Origin of the sequence: Streptomyces adustus, from assembly GCF_009377175.1 — a bacterium.
GTDB classification, from domain to species: Bacteria; Actinomycetota; Actinomycetes; order Streptomycetales; family Streptomycetaceae; genus Streptomyces; species Streptomyces adustus.
The window spans coordinates 1-21,067 of the sequence record NZ_VJZD01000114.1 but is presented as its reverse complement, the minus strand read 5'-3'; the positions used below and the strand labels follow the sequence as shown (position 1 = coordinate 21,067).

Here is a 21,067-nt window from a genome sequence, read left to right as displayed (position 1 = left end):
GCGATCTCATGTCCCGCGCGTCCACTGCTGGTTGGTCGCCCCGTTGCAGGTGTACGTGATGACGGCGGCGGAGTTGGCGGTGGACGCGCCGGACACGTCCAGGCACTCGCCGGTGGCGCGCGCCTTGACCAGGACGTAGCTGCCGGAGGCGGTCACCGACCACTGCTGGGCGGTCGCGCCGTTGCAGTTCTCCTGGGTGACACTCGCGGCGTTCTCCGTCAGGCACAGGGAACTGCCCCGCCCCACCAGCGCGTAGTAGCCGCTGCCCAGGTCCTTGAACCACCACTTCTGGTTGCCGCCGCCGTTGCAGGTGTACTGGCTGATCGCGGCACCCTGCCAGAGCGACTGGTTCGGCACGTCGGCGCACTTGGCGCTGTGCCGCGCGATCAGGGTGTTGTACGTGGCGCCGGTGCCGGTCACCGTCCCGGCGGCCGTGTCGACCGCCACCTCCGGGTACCAGGACAGGGACAGCGAGGTCGAGGTCGGGAAGGCCAACGGAAGCCAGACGTAGCGGGAGTCGTTGACGGTGCCGCCGAAGGAGTCGCCCCAACGGTCGCCCAGATAGAGGTAGGCGGTGCCCGAAGTCCCTTGGACGGGAAGGACGTACGCGGTCTGCGAGCCGAACGCCGTGGAGTCGCCTACGTTCGTCATGGCCGTCCAGGGCCCGGACAGGGACGTCGCGGTGGCGTACTGCTGCTGGTTGGGGCTCCAGCCGGTCGCGCCCGAGGTCAGCATGAAGTAGACGCCGCCCCGCTTGAAGAGCGCCGGGGCCTCCCGGTGGCCGCCCGCCCAGGGGTTGGCGACCAGGGCGGCGATGCCGGTGTAGTCGGCGGTCAGCCGGTAGATGTGCAGGTCGTAGTTCTCGTTGGCCGCCGAGACCATGTAGCCGGTGCCGTCGGTGTCGACGAAAGTAGTGAGGTCACGGGACATGTACGAGCCGAGCGGCTGGAAGCTGCCCTGGTAGGTGTAGCTGCCGTCGACGGTGCTGGAGACGGCGACCGCGGCACGGGCCTGGCTGTAGTCGGTGCCGTTCTCCTTGTGCATCCACATCACGAACTTTCCGGTGGACGCGTTGTAGACGACCTTGGGCCGTTCGATGTACGCGGTGGCCAGTTCGGCGGCGCTGGACTGGGTGAGGACGTGGCTCCGGAACTCCCAGTTCTTCAGGTCGGTGGAGCGGTAGGCGTCCACGTACCTGAAGGTGTTGTCGGCGTTGCGGTCCTCGCCGAACCAGTAGTAGTAGGAGCCGACCTTGACGACCCCGCCGCCGTGGGCGTGCACGGCGGCGCCCGAAGTGTCCGTGAACTGGGTGCCGTTGGCGATCGTCTGGGCCGCGGCGCGGGCGTTCGCGGCGACCCCGAGGACACCGGCGAGGGCGCAGCACAGGGCGAGCAGGACAGCGTGGACGCGTCTCATGGGGACTGCCTCTCGGTGGGGGGAACACACGAGGCCGTTCGAGATGACGAACGGCATGTGGCATGACGAACGCGGAAAAGGTAAGGGTGGGCTCCGTGGAGGTCAACGGGTCACGCGGGGCGAAAAACGTCGGAAGGATCGGTCGGCGGCCCCGTCCGGGGTGTGTCTCCGGACCCGTCGGCTAGCGTCGCCCCATGAGCAGCCACCTTCCTGCCCCGACTCTCACCGAGGCCCTCGCCGCGGGCACGGTCGTCCTCGACGGCGGGATGTCCAACCAGCTGAGGTCCGCGGGGCACGACCTCGGCGGCGCGCTGTGGTCGGCCCGACTGCTCGCCGAACGGCCCGAGGCGCTCACCGAGGCCCATCTCGCCTACTTCGAGGCGGGCGCCGACGTGGCGATCACGGGCAGCTACCAGGCCACCTTCGAGGGTTTCGCGCGGCAGGGCGTCGGCCACGAGGAGACCGTCCGGCTGCTCGGACTGAGCGTGGAGCTGGCCCGCGAGGCGGCCCGGCGGGCCCGCGCCCGGGGCGTCGGGCGCCCGCTGTGGGTGGCCGCGTCGGCCGGCCCGTACGGGGCGATGCTCGCGGACGGCTCCGAGTACCGGGGCCGCTACGGCCTGGGCGTCGACGAACTGGAACGCTTCCACCGGCCCCGGCTGGAGGTGCTGGCCGCCGCCCGCCCCGACGTCCTGGCCCTGGAGACCGTCCCCGACACCGACGAGGCTGCGGCGCTGCTGCGGGCGGTGCGCGGGCTCGGGGTGCCGGCCTGGCTCTCGTACTCCGTCGCGGGCGACCGCACCCGGGCCGGGCAGCCGCTCGCGGAGGCGTTCGCCCTGGCCGCGGAGGCGGACGAGATCGTCGCCGTCGGTGTGAACTGCTGCGCGCCGCGGGATGTGGACGCCGCCGTCGTCACCGCGGCCCGGGTCACCGGCAAACCGGTGGTCGTCTACCCCAACAGCGGCGAGAGCTGGGACGCCGAGGCCCGCGACTGGACGGGCCGCCCCTCCTTCACCGCCGAACAGGTCCAGGGGTGGCGGGAGTCGGGCGCCCGGCTGATCGGCGGCTGCTGCCGGGTCGGCCCCGCGGAGATCGCCGCGATCGCGCGGACCCTGAATCGCGCGGCGTAGGCGCTGCCCCCAAGTACCGGGCCGGGCACGGGACATCGGGCGGGGCGCGGCAGGAGTCAGTGCCGACGGACACCGACCGAACGGCGCAACCTCCGTACCGCCGACCGCAGTTCCGTACCGCGCGTGGAACGGCCGGACGGCGGGTCCGATTCCGGGGCGGGTTCCGGGGCGCCGGCATCGGCGGCCCACAGGGCGAGTTCGGCGTCCCGTGGACCGTGGACGACATGCGGTTCGCCGTCGCCGAACAGCTGCACCGGGTGCGTGGTGCCCCAGGCCCGCCACCCCGGATCGCCCTCGACGGCGAACCGCACCCACGCCCGGTGCATCGCGTCGGCCAGTTCCCGCGGCGCGCCCTCGCCCGCGAGCTTGCGGGCTTCGGGCACCTCGCCGGTGTCGAACACGAAGCCGAGCTCCAGGGCGTGACAGGCGCCGAGGCCGGTCCGCCCCGACGGCCACGCGAACTCGTAGACGTACGACGATCCGGGCCGGGCGTCGGCCAGCCGGTGCAGCGGGATCCGCAGCAGGTGGTCGGTGACCAGCTGGCCGACGATCTCGGCGGTGCCCGCGTCGGGACGCAGGGCGCGGTAGCCGCGCACCACCTCGCCGCCGCAGTGGCAGCGGGCCATGGCCCCGGCCAGGGCGACCGGGCCGAGCCGGTCGACGCGCTCCAGCAGTCCGCCCGGCACCAGCCACAGCCGGTACTCGTCGCGGGTCCAGCCCATGAGCAGGTCGGTGTCCCGGGCGACGGTGCCCTCGACCAGGGCCTCCAGGGGGTCGCGGGGCACGAGGTCGCCGTCGACGACGATGCCGAAGGCGGGCCCGCCGAGCACCGGGCTGCTGAGGCGACCGGTCTCGGCCTGGGCCCTGAGCAGCACCGCCGGATCCACGGCGGCGAAGGCCTCGGCGGTCGCGGGTATCTTCAGCCGGGTCGCCATCCGGCGCACCATGCGCCGCACCTTGTCCCGGTCGAGGGCCTCCGGGGGCCCGCTCTGGAGCACGGCCCGCCGGAACAGCCCCTGCGCCTGCGGGGCCGCGATCAGCGCGCCGACACTGATCGCGCCCGCCGACTGCCCGCACAGGGTCACCCGCCCGCGGTCCCCGCCGAACGCCTCGATCGACTCGTGCACCCAGCGCAGGGCGGCCAGCTGGTCGTGCAGGCCGGGATTGGCGGGGGCGTCCGGGAACAGCCCGTAGCCCTCCACGCCCAGTCGGTAGTTGACGGAGACGAACACGACCCCGTCCCGGGCGAAGGGCTGCCCGTCGTACACGGGCACGGCGGAGGAACCGCGGGTCAGCGCGCCGCCGTGCAGCCACACCAGAACCGGCAGCCGGGCGCCGCGGCCGGGCTCCGGTGTCCAGACGTTCAGGTTGAGCCAGCCCTCGCCCGCCACCACCGGGTCGGACAGGTACTGCGCGAAGGCCTCCGAGTACGGGGGCTTCGGCGCCGTCGGCCCGAAGGCCCCCGCGTCCCGCACGCCGTCCCAGGGCTCGGGCGGCACGGGCGGCCGGAACCTGAGCGGGCCGACCGGCGGGGCCGCGTACGGAATGCCCCGGAACACCGCGGCACCCCGCTCGAATCTGCCGCTCACCGCCCCGTACGGGGTTCTGACCACGGGGTTCGTCCGGTCTGCCGTCATCTGCCCACCAGCCCTTCGCCGCGCTCACGCACCGGTAAGGCAAGAGCAACACAGCGGCGCGCGGTATTCCGCCGCACGGGCCTCTCGCTGGGCCGTTCGGCGTACCACCTCCCCGGTCGAGCCCCACCCCGCACGGACTCCGGGGGACCTGCTCCCGCCGATTGACCCGCCTGCCACCTGGATCTACGTTGGAGGACACTTTCAGAAAGCGTTTCCTACGCGCCCCAGGAGGGTCATGCCCAGCACCCAGCCGCCCCTGGCCGTGTTCGCCATGGACCCGGCGCACCTCCCGCAGCTCTTCCCGGCACCCCTGCTGGCCCGGCTGCGGCGGACGGCCGTGATCGACCCCGGGCTCGTGGTGCGCGACTTCGCCGATCCCGCCGCCGCGCGGGCCCTGGCGGGGGCCGACGTCCTGATCACCGGGTGGGGCTGCCCCCGGCTGGACGGCGGCGCGCTGGCCGCCGCACCCCGGCTGCGCACCGTGCTGCACTCCGCGGGCTCGGTGCGCCCGGTGGCCGGGGAGGCCGTGTGGGAACGCGGGATCGCCGTCTCCAGCGCGGCCGCCGCCAACGCGCTGCCGGTCGCCGAGTACACCCTCGCGGTGATCCTGCTGGCCGGGAAGGACGCCTTCGCGCGGCGCGAGCGCTACCGCGAGACGCACGCCAAGCCGTCCCCCGCCGAGACCGCGCACACCGGCAACCTGGGTCGCAGGGTGGGGATCGTCGGTGCCTCGCGGATCGGCCGCCGGCTGCTGGAACTGCTGCGCCCGTTCGACTTCGAGCTCCTCCTGCACGATCCGTACGTCGACGCCGCCGAAGCCCGCGCGCTGGGCGCCGAGCCGCTGGGGCTGACGGATCTGCTGCGCCGCAGCGACATCGTCAGCCTGCACGCCCCCGACCTGCCCGAGACCCGGCATCTGCTCGACCGCGAGCGGCTCGCGCTGATCCGCGACGGCGGCACGCTGATCAACACCTCCCGGGGCGCGCTGGTCGCCCCGGACGCCCTCACCGACGAACTGGTCTCCGGTCGGCTGCACGCGGTCCTGGACGTCACCGACCCCGAGCCGCCGGCCGCCGACTCCCCGCTGTACCGGCTGCCCAACGTGTTCCTCACCCCGCACATCGCAGGCTCGCTCGGCAACGAGCTGGAGCGGCTCGGCCGGGTCGTCGTCGAGGAACTGGAACGCCTGGCCGCGGGCCTGCCCCTGGCCCACGAGGTGCGGTACGCGGACCTGGCGAGGGCCGCCTGACGGAAGCGTCCGTACGGCATCCGCAGGCGTCCGTACGGCGTCCCGGGTGGTCCGCGGCCGGGTCGGGCGATTTTCGGCGCAGCCCTTGATCCCTGCCGAGACACACCTAGGATAGCAAGCGCTTTCTGCACGTCGGTGTCCAGAGAGGTGGTTCCGATGGTCCGTACGGGGTCCGCGAGTGCGACGGCCGGACCGACGCTGGCGGTCGTGGCCCGTGAGGCAGGGGTGTCGGTGCCGACCGCGTCCAAGGTGGTCAACGGCCGGGACGACGTCGCCCCCGACACGCGCCGCCGGGTCACGGAGGCGCTGGACCGGCTGGGCTATGTCCGCCGGCCCCGGTTCGACACGGTCAGGCCGCCCCGGCTGGTCGATCTCGTCGTGCCCGCGCTGGACGGTCCACGCTCGGGCGCGGTGCTGCACGGGGTGGAGGAGGCGGCCCAGGACACCGGCCTGGACGTGGTCGTCTCGGCCGACGCCCCCCGGCCGGGGGCCGCGCGGGCGCAGCGCGGCTGGCTGGACCGACTCACCGCGCGCGGCTCGGCCGGCGTGCTGCTCAACCTGGCCGAGCCGACGCCGTCCCAGTACGCGCGGCTCGACCAGCTCCGCATTCCGTACGTGTTGATCGACCCGGCGGTCGAACCACCGCCCGACGTGGTGTCGGTGGGGGCGGCGAACTGGCAGGGAGGGGTCACGGCGACCGAGCATCTGCTCTCGCTCGGGCACGAGCGGATCGCCGTGATCGCCGGTCCGCGGCGCACGCTGTGCGCCGGCGCCCGGGTCGCGGGCTACCGCTCGGCCCTCGCCTCCGCCGGGCTGCGCTCACGGCCCGAGTACCTGCGCCACGGCCGCGCCGACGAGGCCGGCGCGCGGATCCGCATGCGGGAACTGCTGGATCTGCCCGAGCCGCCGACCGCCGTCTTCGTCTGCTCGGACCGGATGGCGCTCGGGGTCTACCAGGCCCTGGCGGAACGGGACTTGACGGTTCCCCACGACGTCAGCGTGGTCGGCTTCGACGACCTGCCCGAGGCCCGCTGGGCCAGCCCGTCCCTGACCACCGTCCGCCAGCCACTGGCGGAGATGGCGGCGACGGCGCTGCGCCTGCTGGTGCGCATGGCGGACGGCCACCGCCCGGAGGGCACCCGCACGGAGTTGTCGACACGCCTGGTGGAACGGTCGAGCACGGCCCCGCCAGGGAGTTGAGACCCCGGGCGCATCGGACCGGCTCAACGGGCCCGAGTGGACGCAGTCTTGAGTGCGCGGCAGCCGAACGGGAGGCGATCCGAAGGAGCGAGACGGTGACCGTCGTGCTCCGCGCCTCCCTGGGCGGGGCACCGCTCACCGCCCGCGGAGCCCGGCCGGGCTCCGGCCGCGCCTCCGGTCGACTCACGAATCCGCTCGGCATACGCTGGATCTGCCGAGGGCGGCCGTGCGGGCCGCCGAACCGACCTCTTTCGGTACCGACGGCCCCGGGCCGTCCCGCGTGCCGGCCCCGCGGCCGCTTCCGACGGCCGGGATCCCGCGCCGGTCACATTCCAGCGCGCTTTTCGTCGCTCAGGCTGCCCGCGTCGCTCGGGCCGCCCGGGTCGCCCTGCATTCAGGGAGTCACCATGAGGAATTCCCGTACACACCGCCGTGCCACGACCGCCGTCGCGGCGGCGCTGATGTGCGCGGGCACGGTCCTGACCACGGGCGCCACCGCCCATGCCACGGGGCTGCCCGCCGACATCAGCGGCGGCGACCAGAACACCATCCTCTCGCAGACGAACACGGTCCGTCAGGGCGCGAACCAGGGGCCCCTGTCCTGGGACAGCGGGCTCGCCCAGGGAGCCCAGGCCTGGGCCGACAACCCCGCGTCCCTGGCGGGCGGCAGCCTGCGGCACGACCTGTCCTTCAACAACGGCGCGGAGAACATATCCGGCTCCGGGCCGACCTCGGCCACCGGTCAATGGGCCAGCGAGAAGGCCGCCTACGACGCCACGACCGTCCACGACACCAACAGCGACGGATACAAGTTCCAGTGGGGGCACTACTACAACATGATCGTGCCGGGGTACACGAGAATCGGCTGCGGCGCGGCCAACGGCATCACGGTGTGCAGGTACGCCTGAGCCGCCCGGCGGATCGCCGTGCGCCGCCAGGAGTGCGGGGCACGGCCGTCGCCGTCGTGGGGCGCGGGCTCACACGCCCACGCCCTGGGGCTCGTCCCGCAGCCGGGCGATGTTGCGCTCCAGCAGTTCCGTGGCGGCCCTGACGCCGACCCCGGTCGCGGTGTCGATCTCGGGCAGCCGGCCGTCCGCCGCCCTGAGTCCGGCCAGCGCGGAGTGCATCGCCTCGTGCGCGGCGAACAGGCAGGGCGTGCTGTAGATCGCCGCGTCGACGCCCAGCTCGGCGAGTTCGGTCAGCGAGAGCCTCGGGGACTTGCCGCCCGCGATCTGGTTGAACAGCAGCGGCTTGTCGCCCACCACGTCGCGGATCCGGCGGATCCACTCCACGCTGCGGACCCCGTCGACCAGGACCACGTCCGCGTCCGTCGCCGCCAGGGTCCTGGCCCGGTTCAGGATGTCGTGCTCGTCCGTGGCGTCGGTACGGGCCACCACGACCAGGTCGCGGCGGGTCGCCAGCACCATCTCCAGCTTGGCGAGGTACTCGTGCAGCGGCAGCACCTGCTTGCCGTCGGCGTGCCCGCAGCGGCGCGGCCGCTTCTGGTCCTCCAGGATCACCCCCGAGGCCCCGATCCGCTCCAGCCCCTCCACCACATGGCAGGCGACCTCGGGATCGACGTAACCGTCGTCGATGTCCACCAGCAGGTGGTGCCGGGGGAACGCGCCGCGCAGCCGCTGGACGAACGCCATCATGTCCGGCCAGGCGATGAACCCGATGTCCGGCAGCCCGTAGTGCGAGGCCGCGAAGCCGAAGCCCGAGACGAACATCCCGTCGTAGTGGTCGGCGGCGATCGACGCCGAGTACATGTCGTACACGCCGATCAGCGGGGTGGTCCCCGGCCCGGCGATCTGCGCGCGCAACCTCTTACCGTACGTCAAGATGCGATTCCTCCACGGGAGTTGGGCACGCTGTCACGTGCGGGTCGTCGCGACACGACGCCCTTTGCCAAGACGAGAGGATCTCCAGGGCGGAGCCGAACTCTTCCCTTGGACGGGCTTTGCTCACTCCATCGGCGCAGCCGGTTCACCGGAGAAGCGTCACTCCGGCAGGGGCGGAAAGCGTAGTCTCGGGCGGGATGAACGCCGACGCTATCGTCCCGCTGCTGGACCACCTCGTCCTCGCGACCCCCGATCTGGCGGCGACCGTCGCCGACTTCACCCGGCGCACCGGTGTGACGCCCGCCCCCGGCGGTGCCCATGTCGGGCTCGGCACCCGCAACCATCTCGTCGGGCTCGGCGGCACGAGCTATCTGGAGATCATCGGGCCGGACCCGGAGCAGCCCGACGCCGCGGGTCCGCGGCCCTTCGGCGTCGACGGTCTGGCCGCCCCGCGGACGGTCACCTGGGCGATCAGCCCGCCCGACCTGGACGCGACGGTCGCGGCCGCGCGGGCCCACGGCCACGACCCCGGCGCGGTACGGGCGATGAGCCGCCGCCGTCCCGACGGCACCCTGCTGGAGTGGCGCCTGACCGACGGGAGCGCACACCCCTCGGGGCTGGTGCCGTTCCTCATCGACTGGGGCGCCTCGGCCCACCCCTCGGCGTCGGGCCTGCCGGTGACCCCCTTGCTCGCCCTGTCCGCCACCGCCCCCGACCCGGACGCGATCAGGCCGCTGCTGACCCTGCTCGGCACGGAACTCCCCGTCACGCGGGGCCCGGTGGGGATCTCGTTCACCGTAGGGACGCCCCGGGGGCCGGTGACCTTCGGCTGAGGCGGGTGGGCGCGCGGGACGTCCGTACCCGGTGTCCGATTCGTTCAAGACCGGCGTCCGGGCCGCCGCCTACGGTTGCCCCATGAGTCCACGATTCGATGCCATCGGGCTGGTCGTCTCCGACATGGCCGCCTCCGTCGCCTTCTACCGCCGGCTCGGGTTCACGATCCCCGACGGGGCCGAGCGCGAGCCGCACGTCGAGATCGAACTGCCGGGCGGGCTGAGGCTGCTGCTGGACACGGAGGACACCGTCCGGTCCTTCCGTCCGCAGTGGCGGGCGCCGTCCGGCGAGGGCCGGGCCGCGCTGGCCCTGCGGTGCGAGGGGCCGGACGAGGTCGACTCCGTGTACGGGGAGCTGGTGGGCGCCGGGTACCACGGCGAACTGAAGCCGTGGGACGCCTTCTGGGGACAGCGCTACGCCGTGGTGCTCGACCCCGACGGCAACGGCGTGGACCTGTTCGCCCCACTGGAAGCGGGCTGAGCGGGCCGAGTGAGCCGAGCGGGCCCCGGGGAGCCGCTCAGCGCAGCAGTGCGCCCAGCGTCGTACCGGTGAGCTGCCGCACGTCGCGGGCCAGGTGGGCCTGGTCGGCGTAGCCGGCCCGGATCGCCGTCTCGGCCCGGGGGACGCCGTCGCGGGCCAGGGCGAGGGCCCGTTGCAGCCGCAGGATGCGGGACAGCGTCTTGGGTCCGTAGCCGAAGGCGGCCAGCGAGCGGCGGTGCAGCAGCCGGACCCCGAGACCCAGTGCGTCGGCGGTGGCGGCGACCGGCCGGCCCGCGGCCAGGGCGGTCACCAGGCTCGCCGTGACGGGGTCGGGCGGGTCCGAGGCGTCGGCCCGCTCCCGTGCGATCTCCTCCAGGGCGGCGGCGGGGTCGGCCGCCGCGTCGACCCGCTCGCGCAGCCGCCGTACCGACGCGGCGGACCACAGGTCGTCGAGCTCCACCCGCCGGTCGCGCAGTTCGTACGCCGGTACGCCGAGGAGCGCGGGCGCGGTGCCGGGGAAGAAGCGGACGCCCGCCCAGCGCGCGGGCGCGCCCTCGGGGCGGTGCGGCCGGGTGTCGGGTCCGGCCACCAGCAGCCTGCCCTCGGTCCACAGCAGGTCCATGCAGCCGTCGGGCAGCACCGGGCGGGATTCCGGCGCGGAGGGCGTGAGGGTCCACACCACCGCGCCGCTCAGCAGGGAGGACCGCCGCTCCGCGTACACGGGGGCCAGGCTACGCCGCTCGCGACCGCGCCTCGCCCGCTGCCGGGCGCGGCTGGGCACACCGGCCCGATCCTGTGCGCGCCGGGCGCACGCGTGGTCGTACAAGGCGCACCAGGCGCACACACGCAGGTTCGAGGCGCCGCTGCCGCGCCCGGAACGGTGCGCCGCGCCAGGCGCCCGGGGCATGCGGCCCGGCGTACGGACCCACGCACACGGCGCGCGAACCGGTCCGCGCCCCCGGCCCACGCGGCCCCCGCCGCGGCCCTTGCCCGCGGCCGTCACTTCGGCGTCGGCGGTTCCTCCGCGTTCCCGTTGCCACCGTCCGTACCGTCGCGACCGATGCCGTTGGTGCCGTTGGTGCCGTTGCCCTTCGGGGAGTTCTTCGCGTGGGTGCGCAGGCGTCCCGTGACGTCGTCCGGCGGCAGGAAGCGGGACCAGCGCTCGGGGAACTCGGACGGCATGTCGGCGTCGTAGAGATCGTCGTCGTCGGGGTCGTCCGAGTCGTGCGTCCGCGCGGCCGTCCTGCGGGCGACGTACTCCGCGGCGACCTCCTCCCGGTGCAGCTCGTTGGCCGCGCGGGCGGCGGCGGTCGCGGCGGCCGGCCAGACGCGGTCGATGGCCGCGTTGACCGCGGCCCCGACCAGCACGGCGAACGCGGACACACCGATCCACAGCAGGACGGCGACGGCGGCCGCGAGGGAACCGTAGATCGTCGCGCCCTCGATGGTGTGCTGGAGGTAGATCCGCAGCAGGAAGCTGCCGAGCACCCACATGGCGAGCGCCACCAGGGCCCCGGGCACGTCCTCGATCCAGGGCGAGCGCACGGGCACGGACACGTGGTAGAGCGTCGTCAGGAAGGCGACGGACAGCAGGATCACCACCGGCCAGTACAGGATCTGCACGACCGTCGTCGACCAGGGCACGATCCGCACCACCGCGTCGGGACCCGCGACCATCAGCGGCAGCGCGACCGAGCCGATCAGCAGCGCCACGATGAAGAGCAGGAAGGCCATCAGCCGGGTCTTGACGATCCCGCGGACGCCGTCGAGGCCGTACATCACGGTGATGGTGTCGACGAAGACGTTCACCGCCCGGGAGCCCGACCAGAGCGCGAACAGGAAGCCGATGGAGATGACGTCGGGACGGCCGCCCTTCATCACGTCGTCCAGGATCGGCTGCGCGATCTCCCTGACGCCCCGGTCCGACAGGACGGTGCGCGAGGCTTCCAGGAGGTTGCTCTCCAGGCTGCTGATGCTGTCGGTGCCGGTCCAGTCGTCGACATAGCCGAGCAGTCCGATGAGGCTCAGCAGCAGCGGAGGCACGGACAGCAGCGAGAAGAACGCCGCCTCGGCCGCGAGACCGAGGATGCGGTACTCGATGCAGGAGTTGACGGTGTCCTTCAGAAGCAGCCAGGCGGTCCTGCGCTTGGAGACGTTCCGGTAGAGGGCACGGGCCCGGTGGAGACGCCCGGACGGGATCTCGGGTTGCTCGGGAGACTGACTTGCTGGCTGCACCCCCTAACGGTATCCGCCGCACACGCATGAGATCACCCCTGGTGTGACGGTCGGACCGGCCGGACCATGACGCCGCTGGGCTCCCTCGCGCCGCGCAACCGGGCAGCAATTCATGAGCAACCCAGAAGAAACCACCGATAAAATCGAACCATTTTTCTGTCATGTCCGCGTTGGCCGAATTTATACGTCAGGAAGAACCGGAATCCTTCGGAGCAGTTGCACGGTCCGATCGGTGAGTGTCCCGGTGGGACGGGTGATCGAGAGACGAGCGGGGTTCGCACGGCGAATGGATGGCCGTTGCGAACGGGTCAATGACCGAAATGCCCTTGACCCGTTCCTGAGTGGCTCGAAAGAATTCTGATTGCATTCGTTGCGCGCTCCGAGGAGGGCTCGGCGCACACGACACGGGGGACAACAGGGGTCTCTGACCAAGACCCGATCCAGCCGCGTTACCCGTGATCCGCGTGGTTCCACGTGGGTCATGCCGTGCTGCACCATGCCATTTTCTGCACGCCAAACATTCACGCGGCCACTCATACATTCTTTCGAACGAATTCCACTCGAACATCTCGGGTCACTTCTGCGCCCAGACACCGGAACCCAGCGCGGCCGCATGCCGGCCGGCGCCCTTCCGTCCTTCACCGTTCCGTCCTTCGCCATTCCGCTCTTCATTTCTGTCCGCCATTCCTGTCCGCCATTCCTGTCCGGAGAACCGACATGCCGGTATCGCGCTCCTCGACGCCTGCGCCGTCACCGCCCCTGGGCGACGGCCGGGGCCCCGCCGCGCCGCGGCCGGTCCCGGTCGGTCCGGCCGCCGCCGTCCGGCCGCGGTCCGGCGCCGCGGGCGTATCGGGGCGCTCACCAGGTTCGTTGTACGGGGTACCGGCCGCGGCCTCACCGCTCCTCACCGTCGCGTGGCGCCGCTCCCGGGGCCGGGGGCCGCTGGAACGCCCGGTCGCCGCCGCAGGCGGGCGGGCGCGCACCGCGACCACTCCCCCCGTCGTCGACCCGCACCACCAGTCAAGCCGCACCAAGGAGCGCACGTGGTGAGCAAGCCCAGCACCGTCAAGGGCACCGTCACCGTCCCGGGCACCGGCCCGGACCCGGGCCCAGGCCTCGCCGCCACCGGCACCGGCACCGGCACCGGCACCAGCACCAGCACCAGCACCGAGAGCGCTCTGGCCGAGGTCCTCGCGGGCGTCGTCCGCCGCGACGAGGTCCCCGTCGACAGCCACTTCTTCGACGATCTCGGCGCGAACTCCCTGGTCATGGCGCAGTTCTGCGCCCGGGTCCGCAAGCATCCCGACCTGCCCGCGGTGTCCATGAAGGACGTCTACGGCCATCCGACGATCCGCGGCCTGGCCGCCGCGCTGGCCGACGAGCCCGCCGACCTCCCGGCCCCGGTCGAGGTCCCCGCGCCCCCGCCCGGCAACACCGCCCGGTACGTCCTGTGCGGCGCCCTCCAACTGCTGGTCTTCGTCGGGTACTGCCTGGTGACCGGCCTCGTCACCGCCCGCGGCTACTCCTGGATCTCCGACGTCGACTCCGTGGCCGCGGTCTACGTGCGCTCGGCGGTCTTCGGCGGCGCGGTGTTCGCCGGGGTCTGCACCGTGCCGGTGGTGGCCAAATGGGTGCTCGTCGGCCGCTGGAAGGAGACCGAGTTCCCGGTCTGGAGCCTCGCCTACTTCCGGTTCTGGATCGTCAAGTCACTGCTGCACGCCAACCCCATGGTCCTGTTCGCCGGCAGTCCGCTGTACGTCCTGTACCTGCGGGCCCTGGGCGCCCGGATCGGCAGGGGCGTCACGATCCTGTCGCACTCCGTCCCGGTCTGCACCGACCTGCTCACCATCGGTTCCGGCACGGTGATCCGCAAGGAGAGCTTCTTCCTCTGCTACCGGGCGCACGCGGGCCGGATCCGGACCGGCCCGGTAACCCTCGGCAAGGACGTGTACGTCGGCGAGCGGACCGTCCTCGACATCGGCACCTCGATGGGCGACGGCGCCCAGCTCGGCCACTCCTCCGCCCTCCACGGCGGCGTCGCGGTCCCGGCCGGCGAGCACCGGCACGGCTCGCCCGCCCAGCCCACCGACGTCGACTACGTCCGGGTGCCGTCCGCGCCGTGCGGGACCGTGCGCCGCGCCGTCTACGGTCTGGGCGGACTCCTCCAGCTGCTCCTGGTGTACGTACCCGTCGCCGTGGGCGGGACGTATCTGCTGCTCCCCCTGGTGCCCGCGCTCGACCGGCTGACCGACCCGAACACCCAGGACCTGGGCACACCCCGGTTCTACGTCGAGGCGCTCGGCCTGTCCCTGGTGCTCTTCGCGGGCTTCGTCGTGGTCGGCCTGGCCACCGTGTGCCTGCTGCCGCGGCTGCTGCGCCCGCTGGTGCGCCCGGACCGGACGTATCCGCTCTACGGCCTCCACCACTCGGTCCAGCGCGCGATCGCCCGGCTGTCCAACGCGCGCTTCTTCATCTGGCTGTTCGGCGACAGCTCGTACATCACCGGCTATCTGCGGGCCATCGGCTACGACCTGGGCGAGGTGGAGCAGACCGGCTCCAACTTCGGTTCGGCGGTCGGGCACGAGTCGCCCCACCTGGCCACCGTGGGCAGCGGCACGATGGTCGCCGACGGGCTGTCGATCGTCAACGCCGACTTCTCCGCCACGTCCTTCCGGCTCTCGCGCACCGTCATCGGGGCGCACAACTTCCTCGGCAACCACATCGCCTACCCGGCGGGCGGCCGTACCGGCGACAACTGCCTGCTCGCGACGAAGGTGATGGTCCCGCTCGACGGCGAGATCCGCGAGGGCGTGGGGCTGCTCGGCTCGCCGCCCTTCGAGATCCCGCGCACCGTGGAGCGCGACACCCGCTTCGACCACCTTCGCGAGGGCGACGAACTGCGCCGTCGGCTGGCCGCGAAGAACCGGCACAACCTGCGCACGATGGGGCTGTTCCTGTTCCTGCGCTGGCTGCACTGGTGCCTGCTCACCGTGCTCGGGTTCGGCGCCGTCGACCTGTCCGCGGCCCACGGCACGGCGGGCGGTCTGCTGATCGGCGCCGCCATGGTCGTGGCGCTGCCGTTCACCACCGGCTACTGGGCCCTGGTGGAACGCGTGATCGGCCGGTTCCGGCCGCTGCGACCGCGGCTGTGCTCGATCTACGACCCGTACTTCTGGTGGCACGAGCGGCTGTGGAAGGTGCCGGACCACCACCTCGCGGTGTTCAACGGCACCCCGTTCAAGAACGTCGTCTGGCGGCTGCTGGGCGTCCGGATCGGCCGCCGCGTCTTCGACGACGGCTGCTACATCACCGAGCGCACCCTGACCGCGATCGGCGACGACTGCACGCTCGGCGCCCACACCAAGGTGCAGTCGCACTCGCAGGAGGACGGCACCTTCAAGTCCGAGCACATCACGATCGGCGCCGGCTGCACGCTCGGCACCGGCGCACTCGTGCACTACGGCGTCTCGCTCGGCGACGGCGCCGTGCTCGCCCCCGACTCCTTCCTGATGAAGGGCGAGGAAGTACCGCCGCGGGCGCACTGGGGCGGCAATCCCGCGACGGCCCTGCGCCGCGCGTGACGGAGACGGAGAAGGAAACGACGATGGAGACGATCCCCAGGTGGACCACGGCCCCGGTGCCGGGCGTGTCGACCTACGAAGTGCCGCTGCCCCGGCCGGTGCCGCCGACCGAGCACGAGCCGCCGACCGAGCACGTGCTGCTGGCCGCGCACGCCAAGGTGCTCGCCGCGCTGTCCGGCGAGCACGAAGTGACGACCCGGCTCGTCCCGGCGAAGGGCGAGGAGCCGGTCGCCCACCGGCTGTCCGCCGGTCCCGGGTCGTGGCGGGAGCTGATGGAGAGCGCGGCCCCTGGCGGCGACCCGGCGGCCGAGACGGTGCTCGACCCGTACGGCGTCCACGACGGCGCCGACGACGCCGTACTGCATGTGAGCCTGCACGACGGCCGGCTGCGGCTGCGCTTTCGCACCGACGTCCTGGACGCCCGGGCCGCCGAGCGCATCGCCGGCTACCACCTCACCGCGCTCGCCCTGATCGACGCCGACCCCGACGCCGACCACACCGCGCAGAGCCTGCTGTCCGCCGGTGAACTCCACCACCAGCTGACCGAGTTGACGGGCCCGTCGCGCGAACTGCCGGACCGCCGGGTGCACGAGCTGTTCGAGGACCGGGTGGCGCTGCACCCGGACGCGATCGCCGCCGTCGAGGGCGACCGGCAGTGGACGTACCGGGAGCTGGACTCCCGCGCCAACCGGATCGGCCGGGCGCTGCTGGCCCGGGGCCTGCGCCGGGAGGGCGTGGTCGCCGTCGTCATGGAGCGCGATCTGGAGTGGATGGCGGCCGTCCTCGGGGTGCTGAAGGCGGGCGGGGTCTATCTGCCCGTCGAGCCGCACTTCCCGGCCGAGCGGATCGCTGCCGTCCTGTCCCGGGCCGGCTGCGAACTCGTCGTCGGTGAGCAGGGCAGCACGGACACGCTGGACCAGGCGGTGGTGGACGCCCGGACCGTCCTGGTCGACACCGTGTGGACCGAGGAGCACGACGACAGCCCCCTCGGAATCGAGGTCGACGCCGGCCAGCTCGCCTACATCTACTTCACGTCCGGCTCCACCGGTGAGCCCAAGGGCGCCATGTGCGAGCACGCGGGGTTCCTCAACCATCTCCTCGCCAAGATCGACGACCTGGGGATCGAGGCCGGACAGACGGTCGCGCAGACCGCGCCGCAGTGCTTCGACATCTCGCTGTGGCAGCTGCTGGCGGGGCCGGTGGCCGGTGGCCGGACCCTGCTGGTCGGGCAGGAGACCATCCTGGACGTGCCGCTGTTCGTGGACACCGTCGAGCGGGCCGGGGTCCATGTGCTCCAGGTCGTACCGTCGTATCTCGACGCGGTGCTGGCCGAGTTGGAGCAGCGGCCGCGTGAACTGGCCGACCTGCACTGTGTGTCGGTCACCGGGGAGGCGGTCAAGAAGGAGCTGGTGCAGCGCTGGTTCGCGGCGCGGCCCGGGATCCGGCTGGTCAACGCGTACGGGCTGACGGAGACGTCGGACGACACCAACCACGAGGTCATGCGCGCGGTGCCGGAGCAGGCGCGGGTCCCGCTCGGGCGGCCGATCGCGAACGTGCGCGTGTACGTCGTCGACGCCGGGCTGGCGCCGGTGCCGCTCGGGGCACCGGGCGAGATCGTGTTCTCCGGTGTGTGCGTGGGCCGGGGGTACGTCAACGACCCCGAGCGCACCGCCGCCGCGTTCACCGAGGACCCGCACCGCCCGGGCGAGCGGCTGTACCGCAGCGGCGACCACGGGCGCTGGCTGCCCGACGGGAAACTGGAGTTCCTCGGGCGGCGCGACAGCCAGGTGAAGGTGCGCGGCTTCCGGATCGAGCTCGGCGAGGTCGAGAACGCGCTGCTGCGGGTGCCCGGCGTCCGCGACGGCGCGGTGGTGGTCGTACGGGGCACCCGCCTGGTGGCGTTCTGCACCGGCGCGTCGCCGGTCGACGCGCGGGTCGTCCGGGAGCGGCTGGCCGCGTCGCTGCCCGCCTACATGGTCCCGTCGGCCGTCCACTGGCGGGACCGGCTGCCGCTGACGGCGAACGGCAAGATCGACCGCCGGACGCTGGGCGCGCTCGCCGAGCGGCTCGGCGCGGTCGAGGGCGGCCCCGACACACCGGGCGAGCACCGGATGGCCGCCGCCTGGTCGCAGGTGCTCGGCATCCCAGCCGACCGGATCGGCCGCCTGGACGACTTCTTCGACCGCGGCGGCACCTCGCTGGCCGCGGTACGGCTGGTGATCGCGCTGGACCGGGCGGTCACCCTCAAGGACGTGACCGGCCATCCGGTCCTCGCGGATCTGGCGGTCCTGCTCGACTCCGCGGTCTGAGCAGCGGTGACCGCCCGCCGCACCCTCTGTCCACCCCCGCACAACCGCTCATTCGCACCACCGAAAGGAACCACGAGATGACGTCCTCATCTCCCCTCGTCCTCCCGGGCCTGGCACAGGCCCCGGGCAGTCCGCCACTGCTGCACGCCGATCCCGGTGGCGACCCGGTCGCCTGGGCGGAGTCGCACCGTGACGCGCTGCGGGCGGTCGTCGCCGGGCAGGGAAGCGTGCTGGTGCGCGGTCTCGGCCTGGGCGACCCGGACACCTGCGCGGCCGTCTTCCGGCGGCTGGCCGACACGCTGATGCAGGACCGGGAGCCGTTCGCGCCGCGCCGGACGTACGGGGACGGCGTGTACTCCTCCACCAAATGGCCGCCGAACCAGCAGATGTGCCTGCACCACGAGTTGAGCTACGCCGACGAGTTCCCGGGTCTGCTGCTGTTCGCGTGCCTGGAGGCGCCGGCCGAGGGCGGCGCGACCCCGCTGGCCGACGCCGCGGCGGTGCTCGAAGCGCTGCCCGCCGAGCTGACCGAGCGGTTCGAGAAGGAGGGCTGGACGCTGGCCCGGACCTACCACGACGAGCTGGGGGCGTCGGTCGCCGAGGCGTTCGGCACCGACGACCGGGCCACGGTCGAGCGCTACTGCCGGGCGCACGGCATCGAGTTCGCCTGGCAGGAGGACGGCGCGCTGCGCACCCGGCAGCGGCGCGGCGCCGTGCTCGCGCACCCGGCCGACGGCCGACGCTGCTGGTTCAACCAGATCTCGTTCCTGAGCGAGTGGACGATGGAGCCCGAGGTACGCGAGTACCTGATCGACGTCTACGGCCCCGAGGGGCTGCCGTTCAGCACCCGGTTCGGCGGCGGGGACCCGATCGGCGAGGACGTCGTGGCCTGCATCAACGAGGTGTACGAGGCCCACACCGTGCGCGAACCGTGGCAGTCCGGCGATCTGCTGCTGGTCGACAACATCCGTACCGCGCACGGCAGGGAGCCCTTCACCGGACCGCGCGAGGTGCTCGCCGCGCTCGGTGACCCGGTCCGGCCGGCCGGCCACGCGCCGACGGCGATGGAGAACGAGGTGGGAACGGTATGACGACGACACCGGACCGGATCGACGCGCCCGCTTTCGCGGTCGTCTCCGGGGAACAGGTCCAGCGGGCCCTGGACGGACGGGAGCCCGAGGTCGGGCGGCTCGTCGAGGAGGCCTACCGGCTGCACGGCGAGGGCGAGTCGGTGAACCCGCCCTCGTACTTCCTGCGCTTCGAGGACCGCCCGTCGGCGCGGATCATCGCGCTGCCCGCCTCGCTCGGCGGGCCGCAGCGGGTGGACGGGCTGAAGTGGATCTCCAGTTTCCCGGAGAACACCCGCTCGGGGCTCCCGCGCGCGTCCGCCGTGCTGATCCTCAACGACCCCGTCACCGGCTATCCGTACGCCTGTCTGGAGAGTTCGGTCATCAGCGCCACGCGCACGGCGGCCTCGGCGGCGCTGGCCGCGGACCGGCTGAGCAGGTCCCGGCCGCGTCCGGCGCGGGTCGGCTTCGTCGGCACCGGACTGATCGCCCGCTATGTCCACACCCATCTCACCGCGACGGGCTGGGAGTTCGAGGAGACGGGGGTGTACGACCTGTCCGCGGACAGCGCGGCGGGCTTCCGCGGCTATCTGGAGCGGTCGGGGACGAAGGGCCGGATCACCGTGCACGACAGCGCGGAGTCCCTGGTCCGGTCGAGCGATCTGCTGGTCTTCGCCACCGTGGCGGCCCGGCCGCACGTCCACGACCCGGCCTGGTTCGCGCACCATCCGCTCGTGCTGCATGTGTCGCTTCGCGATCTGGATCCGCGGATCCTGCTCGATTCGGCGAACTTCGTCGACGACGTCGAGCACTGTCTGAAGGCCGAAACCTCGCCGCATCTGGTCGAACGCCTCACGGGGAGCCGGGAGTTCCTCGACGGCACGCTGTACGACGTGCTGACCGGGCGGGCGGAGGTCCCGGCGGACCGGACGGTGGTCTTCTCGCCGTTCGGGCTGGGCGTGCTCGACCTCGCGGTCGGCCGGTTCGTCCACGACGAGACGGTCCGGATGGGCGAACTGCGCGTCGTAGACGGTTTCTTCCACGAACTGCGCCGGCACGGATGACCGGCGGGGCATGCAGCGGGAACAGGGGGACAACATGCCCGTCATCTCCGATCCCTCGGAGTTCAACGAGGAGGAGCTCTACGTCGACCTGCGGGCCGCGCTGGAGCTGCCGCTCTATCTCAAGTGCGAGGGTTTCAACTTCGCCGGGTCCGTCAAGCTGAAGGCCGCGCGCGAGATGGTGGACGCCGCCGAGCGCGCCGGCGTCCTGCGGCCGGGCTCGGTCCTGGTCGAGTCGTCGTCCGGGAACCTGGGCGTGGCGCTGAGCGTGATCGCCGCGAGCCGGGGCTACGGGTTCCTGTGCGTGACCGACGCGCGGTGCAACCAGCCGACCATCCGGCTGATGGAGACGCTCGGCAGCCGGGTCCAGGTGATCCGGGAGCCCGACCCGGTGAACGGTCTGCTGGGCGCCCGGATCGCGTACGTGCGGGCGCTGTGCGCCTCGGACGAGCGGTACGTGTGGCTCAACCAGTACACCAACCCGGGCAACTGGCGGGCGCACTACCGCACCACCGCGCCCGCCATCGCCCGTCGCTTCCCCGACCTGGACGTGCTGTTCGTGGGCGCCGGTACCACCGGCACGCTCATGGGCTGCGCGCGCTGGTTCTGGCAGTGGCGGCGGCGGGTGCGGGTGGTCGCCGTGGACAGTGTGGGTTCGGTGACCTTCGGCGGCGCCCCGGCCCGCCGGATGATTCCGGGCCTGGGCACGAGCGTGCGGCCGCCGCTGCTCGACACGTCGTACGTCGACGACGTGGTGCGGGTCGAGGAGCGGGACACCGTGCACGCCTGCCGTCGGCTGGCCGCGCGGGGGTTCCTGTTCGGCGGCTCCACCGGCACGGTCGTCAGTGGCGCCGAGGCGTGGCTGGCGCAGCACGGACGCCCCGGTCTGACGGCCGTCGGTATCGCCCCTGACCTGGGTGAACGCTATCTCGACACGGTGTACTGCCCCGGCTGGCCGGAGGAGGCGTTGACGGAGGACCCGCTGGAGACCGCGCTGTCCCGACTGGGCTGACCCCGACCGCCGCCCGCC

The 21,067-nt window shown here is 72.8% G+C and carries 16 protein-coding genes; 11 read left to right on the top strand and 5 right to left on the bottom strand.

Features of this window, described 5'->3' with window-relative positions; genetic code table 11:
- Positions 1 to 6 precede the first annotated feature (6 nt).
- Positions 7 to 1,416: an RICIN domain-containing protein gene (locus FNH09_RS25530; protein WP_152891954.1), complete on the bottom strand. Its 1,410-nt coding sequence runs from the start codon at positions 1,414 to 1,416 to the stop codon at positions 7 to 9.
- 194 nt (positions 1,417 to 1,610) lie between these two features.
- Between FNH09_RS25530 and mmuM the strand changes: the two genes are divergently transcribed.
- Complete coding sequence (mmuM, locus tag FNH09_RS25525) at positions 1,611 to 2,543, top strand: homocysteine S-methyltransferase (RefSeq protein ID WP_152891952.1); 933 nt, start codon at positions 1,611 to 1,613, stop codon at positions 2,541 to 2,543.
- A gap of 56 nt (positions 2,544 to 2,599) precedes the next feature.
- Here mmuM and FNH09_RS25520 read toward each other — a convergent pair whose 3' ends face one another.
- Positions 2,600 to 4,180, bottom strand: coding sequence for a carboxylesterase/lipase family protein (locus FNH09_RS25520; protein ID WP_152891950.1), 1,581 nt, complete (start codon positions 4,178 to 4,180; stop codon positions 2,600 to 2,602).
- A 235-nt stretch (positions 4,181 to 4,415) separates the two neighbouring features.
- Here FNH09_RS25520 and FNH09_RS25515 point away from each other — a divergent pair, with 235 nt between their 5' ends.
- From FNH09_RS25515 to FNH09_RS25505, 3 genes are all read left to right on the top strand, one after another.
- Positions 4,416 to 5,429 (top strand): hydroxyacid dehydrogenase, encoded by a 1,014-nt coding sequence (locus tag FNH09_RS25515; protein ID WP_152891948.1) that lies wholly within the window; start codon positions 4,416 to 4,418, stop codon positions 5,427 to 5,429.
- 156 nt (positions 5,430 to 5,585) lie between these two features.
- Positions 5,586 to 6,629: a LacI family DNA-binding transcriptional regulator gene (locus FNH09_RS25510; RefSeq protein ID WP_152891946.1), complete on the top strand. Its 1,044-nt coding sequence runs from the start codon at positions 5,586 to 5,588 to the stop codon at positions 6,627 to 6,629.
- A 407-nt stretch (positions 6,630 to 7,036) separates the two neighbouring features.
- Positions 7,037 to 7,537, top strand: coding sequence for a CAP domain-containing protein (locus FNH09_RS25505; protein ID WP_152891943.1), 501 nt, complete (start codon positions 7,037 to 7,039; stop codon positions 7,535 to 7,537).
- Positions 7,538 to 7,606: 69 nt separating this feature from the next.
- Here the strand turns inward: FNH09_RS25505 and FNH09_RS25500 are convergent, their stop codons facing one another.
- Positions 7,607 to 8,470 (bottom strand): isocitrate lyase/PEP mutase family protein, encoded by an 864-nt coding sequence (locus FNH09_RS25500; protein WP_152891941.1) that lies wholly within the window; start codon positions 8,468 to 8,470, stop codon positions 7,607 to 7,609.
- A 197-nt stretch (positions 8,471 to 8,667) separates the two neighbouring features.
- Between FNH09_RS25500 and FNH09_RS25495 the strand changes: the two genes are divergently transcribed.
- Both FNH09_RS25495 and FNH09_RS25490 read left to right on the top strand, forming a co-directional pair.
- A complete protein-coding gene (locus FNH09_RS25495; RefSeq protein ID WP_152891938.1) occupies positions 8,668 to 9,303 on the top strand; it encodes a VOC family protein in 636 nt (211 codons plus the stop codon).
- A gap of 82 nt (positions 9,304 to 9,385) precedes the next feature.
- On the top strand, positions 9,386 to 9,784 hold the full coding sequence (locus tag FNH09_RS25490; RefSeq protein WP_152891936.1) for a VOC family protein: 399 nt from the start codon (positions 9,386 to 9,388) through the stop codon (positions 9,782 to 9,784).
- A 37-nt stretch (positions 9,785 to 9,821) separates the two neighbouring features.
- On the opposite strand, the gene FNH09_RS25485 is transcribed toward FNH09_RS25490, so the two are convergent.
- The gene (locus FNH09_RS25485) at positions 9,822 to 10,505 is read right to left on the bottom strand and encodes a helix-turn-helix domain-containing protein (protein ID WP_162469080.1); all 684 of its coding nucleotides are present in this window, start codon (positions 10,503 to 10,505) and stop codon (positions 9,822 to 9,824) included.
- A gap of 278 nt (positions 10,506 to 10,783) precedes the next feature.
- Positions 10,784 to 12,019, bottom strand: coding sequence for a YihY/virulence factor BrkB family protein (locus tag FNH09_RS25480; protein WP_338017682.1), 1,236 nt, complete (start codon positions 12,017 to 12,019; stop codon positions 10,784 to 10,786).
- A 1,178-nt stretch (positions 12,020 to 13,197) separates the two neighbouring features.
- Between FNH09_RS25480 and FNH09_RS25470 the strand changes: the two genes are divergently transcribed.
- The 5 genes from FNH09_RS25470 (at position 13,198) to sbnA (ending at position 21,049) form a co-directional block, all read left to right on the top strand.
- Positions 13,198 to 15,600 (top strand): Pls/PosA family non-ribosomal peptide synthetase, encoded by a 2,403-nt coding sequence (locus FNH09_RS25470; protein ID WP_152891966.1) that lies wholly within the window; start codon positions 13,198 to 13,200, stop codon positions 15,598 to 15,600.
- Between the two features lie 23 nt (positions 15,601 to 15,623).
- Positions 15,624 to 17,909 carry a non-ribosomal peptide synthetase gene (locus FNH09_RS25465; RefSeq protein ID WP_152891930.1) on the top strand — a complete coding sequence of 762 codons (2,286 nt, stop codon included), beginning with the start codon at positions 15,624 to 15,626 and terminating at the stop codon, positions 17,907 to 17,909.
- 77 nt (positions 17,910 to 17,986) lie between these two features.
- The gene (locus FNH09_RS25460; protein ID WP_152891928.1) at positions 17,987 to 19,000 is read left to right on the top strand and encodes a TauD/TfdA family dioxygenase; all 1,014 of its coding nucleotides are present in this window, start codon (positions 17,987 to 17,989) and stop codon (positions 18,998 to 19,000) included.
- A complete protein-coding gene (gene sbnB, locus FNH09_RS25455; protein ID WP_152891926.1) occupies positions 18,997 to 20,040 on the top strand; it encodes a 2,3-diaminopropionate biosynthesis protein SbnB in 1,044 nt (347 codons plus the stop codon). Before FNH09_RS25460 ends, sbnB begins: the two co-directional genes overlap by 4 nt.
- Before the next feature lie 34 nt (positions 20,041 to 20,074).
- The gene (gene sbnA, locus FNH09_RS25450) at positions 20,075 to 21,049 is read left to right on the top strand and encodes a 2,3-diaminopropionate biosynthesis protein SbnA (RefSeq protein WP_152891924.1); all 975 of its coding nucleotides are present in this window, start codon (positions 20,075 to 20,077) and stop codon (positions 21,047 to 21,049) included.
- Positions 21,050 to 21,067: the final 18 nt, after the last annotated feature.

What these genes read in the sequence shown, in the direction of transcription:
- FNH09_RS25530 (WP_152891954.1), bottom strand. Translation starts at nt 1,416, where the DNA reads ATGAGACGCGTCCACGCTGTCCTGCTCGCCCTGTGCTGCGCCCTCGCC.
- mmuM (WP_152891952.1), top strand. Translation starts at nt 1,611, where the DNA reads ATGAGCAGCCACCTTCCTGCCCCGACTCTCACCGAGGCCCTCGCCGCG.
- FNH09_RS25520 (WP_152891950.1), bottom strand. Translation starts at nt 4,180, where the DNA reads ATGACGGCAGACCGGACGAACCCCGTGGTCAGAACCCCGTACGGGGCG.
- FNH09_RS25515 (WP_152891948.1), top strand. Translation starts at nt 4,416, where the DNA reads ATGCCCAGCACCCAGCCGCCCCTGGCCGTGTTCGCCATGGACCCGGCG.
- FNH09_RS25510 (WP_152891946.1), top strand. Translation starts at nt 5,586, where the DNA reads ATGGTCCGTACGGGGTCCGCGAGTGCGACGGCCGGACCGACGCTGGCG.
- FNH09_RS25505 (WP_152891943.1), top strand. Translation starts at nt 7,037, where the DNA reads ATGAGGAATTCCCGTACACACCGCCGTGCCACGACCGCCGTCGCGGCG.
- FNH09_RS25495 (WP_152891938.1), top strand. Translation starts at nt 8,668, where the DNA reads ATGAACGCCGACGCTATCGTCCCGCTGCTGGACCACCTCGTCCTCGCG.
- FNH09_RS25490 (WP_152891936.1), top strand. Translation starts at nt 9,386, where the DNA reads ATGAGTCCACGATTCGATGCCATCGGGCTGGTCGTCTCCGACATGGCC.
- FNH09_RS25465 (WP_152891930.1), top strand. Translation starts at nt 15,624, where the DNA reads ATGGAGACGATCCCCAGGTGGACCACGGCCCCGGTGCCGGGCGTGTCG.
- FNH09_RS25460 (WP_152891928.1), top strand. Translation starts at nt 17,987, where the DNA reads ATGACGTCCTCATCTCCCCTCGTCCTCCCGGGCCTGGCACAGGCCCCG.
- sbnB (WP_152891926.1), top strand. Translation starts at nt 18,997, where the DNA reads ATGACGACGACACCGGACCGGATCGACGCGCCCGCTTTCGCGGTCGTC.
- sbnA (WP_152891924.1), top strand. Translation starts at nt 20,075, where the DNA reads ATGCCCGTCATCTCCGATCCCTCGGAGTTCAACGAGGAGGAGCTCTAC.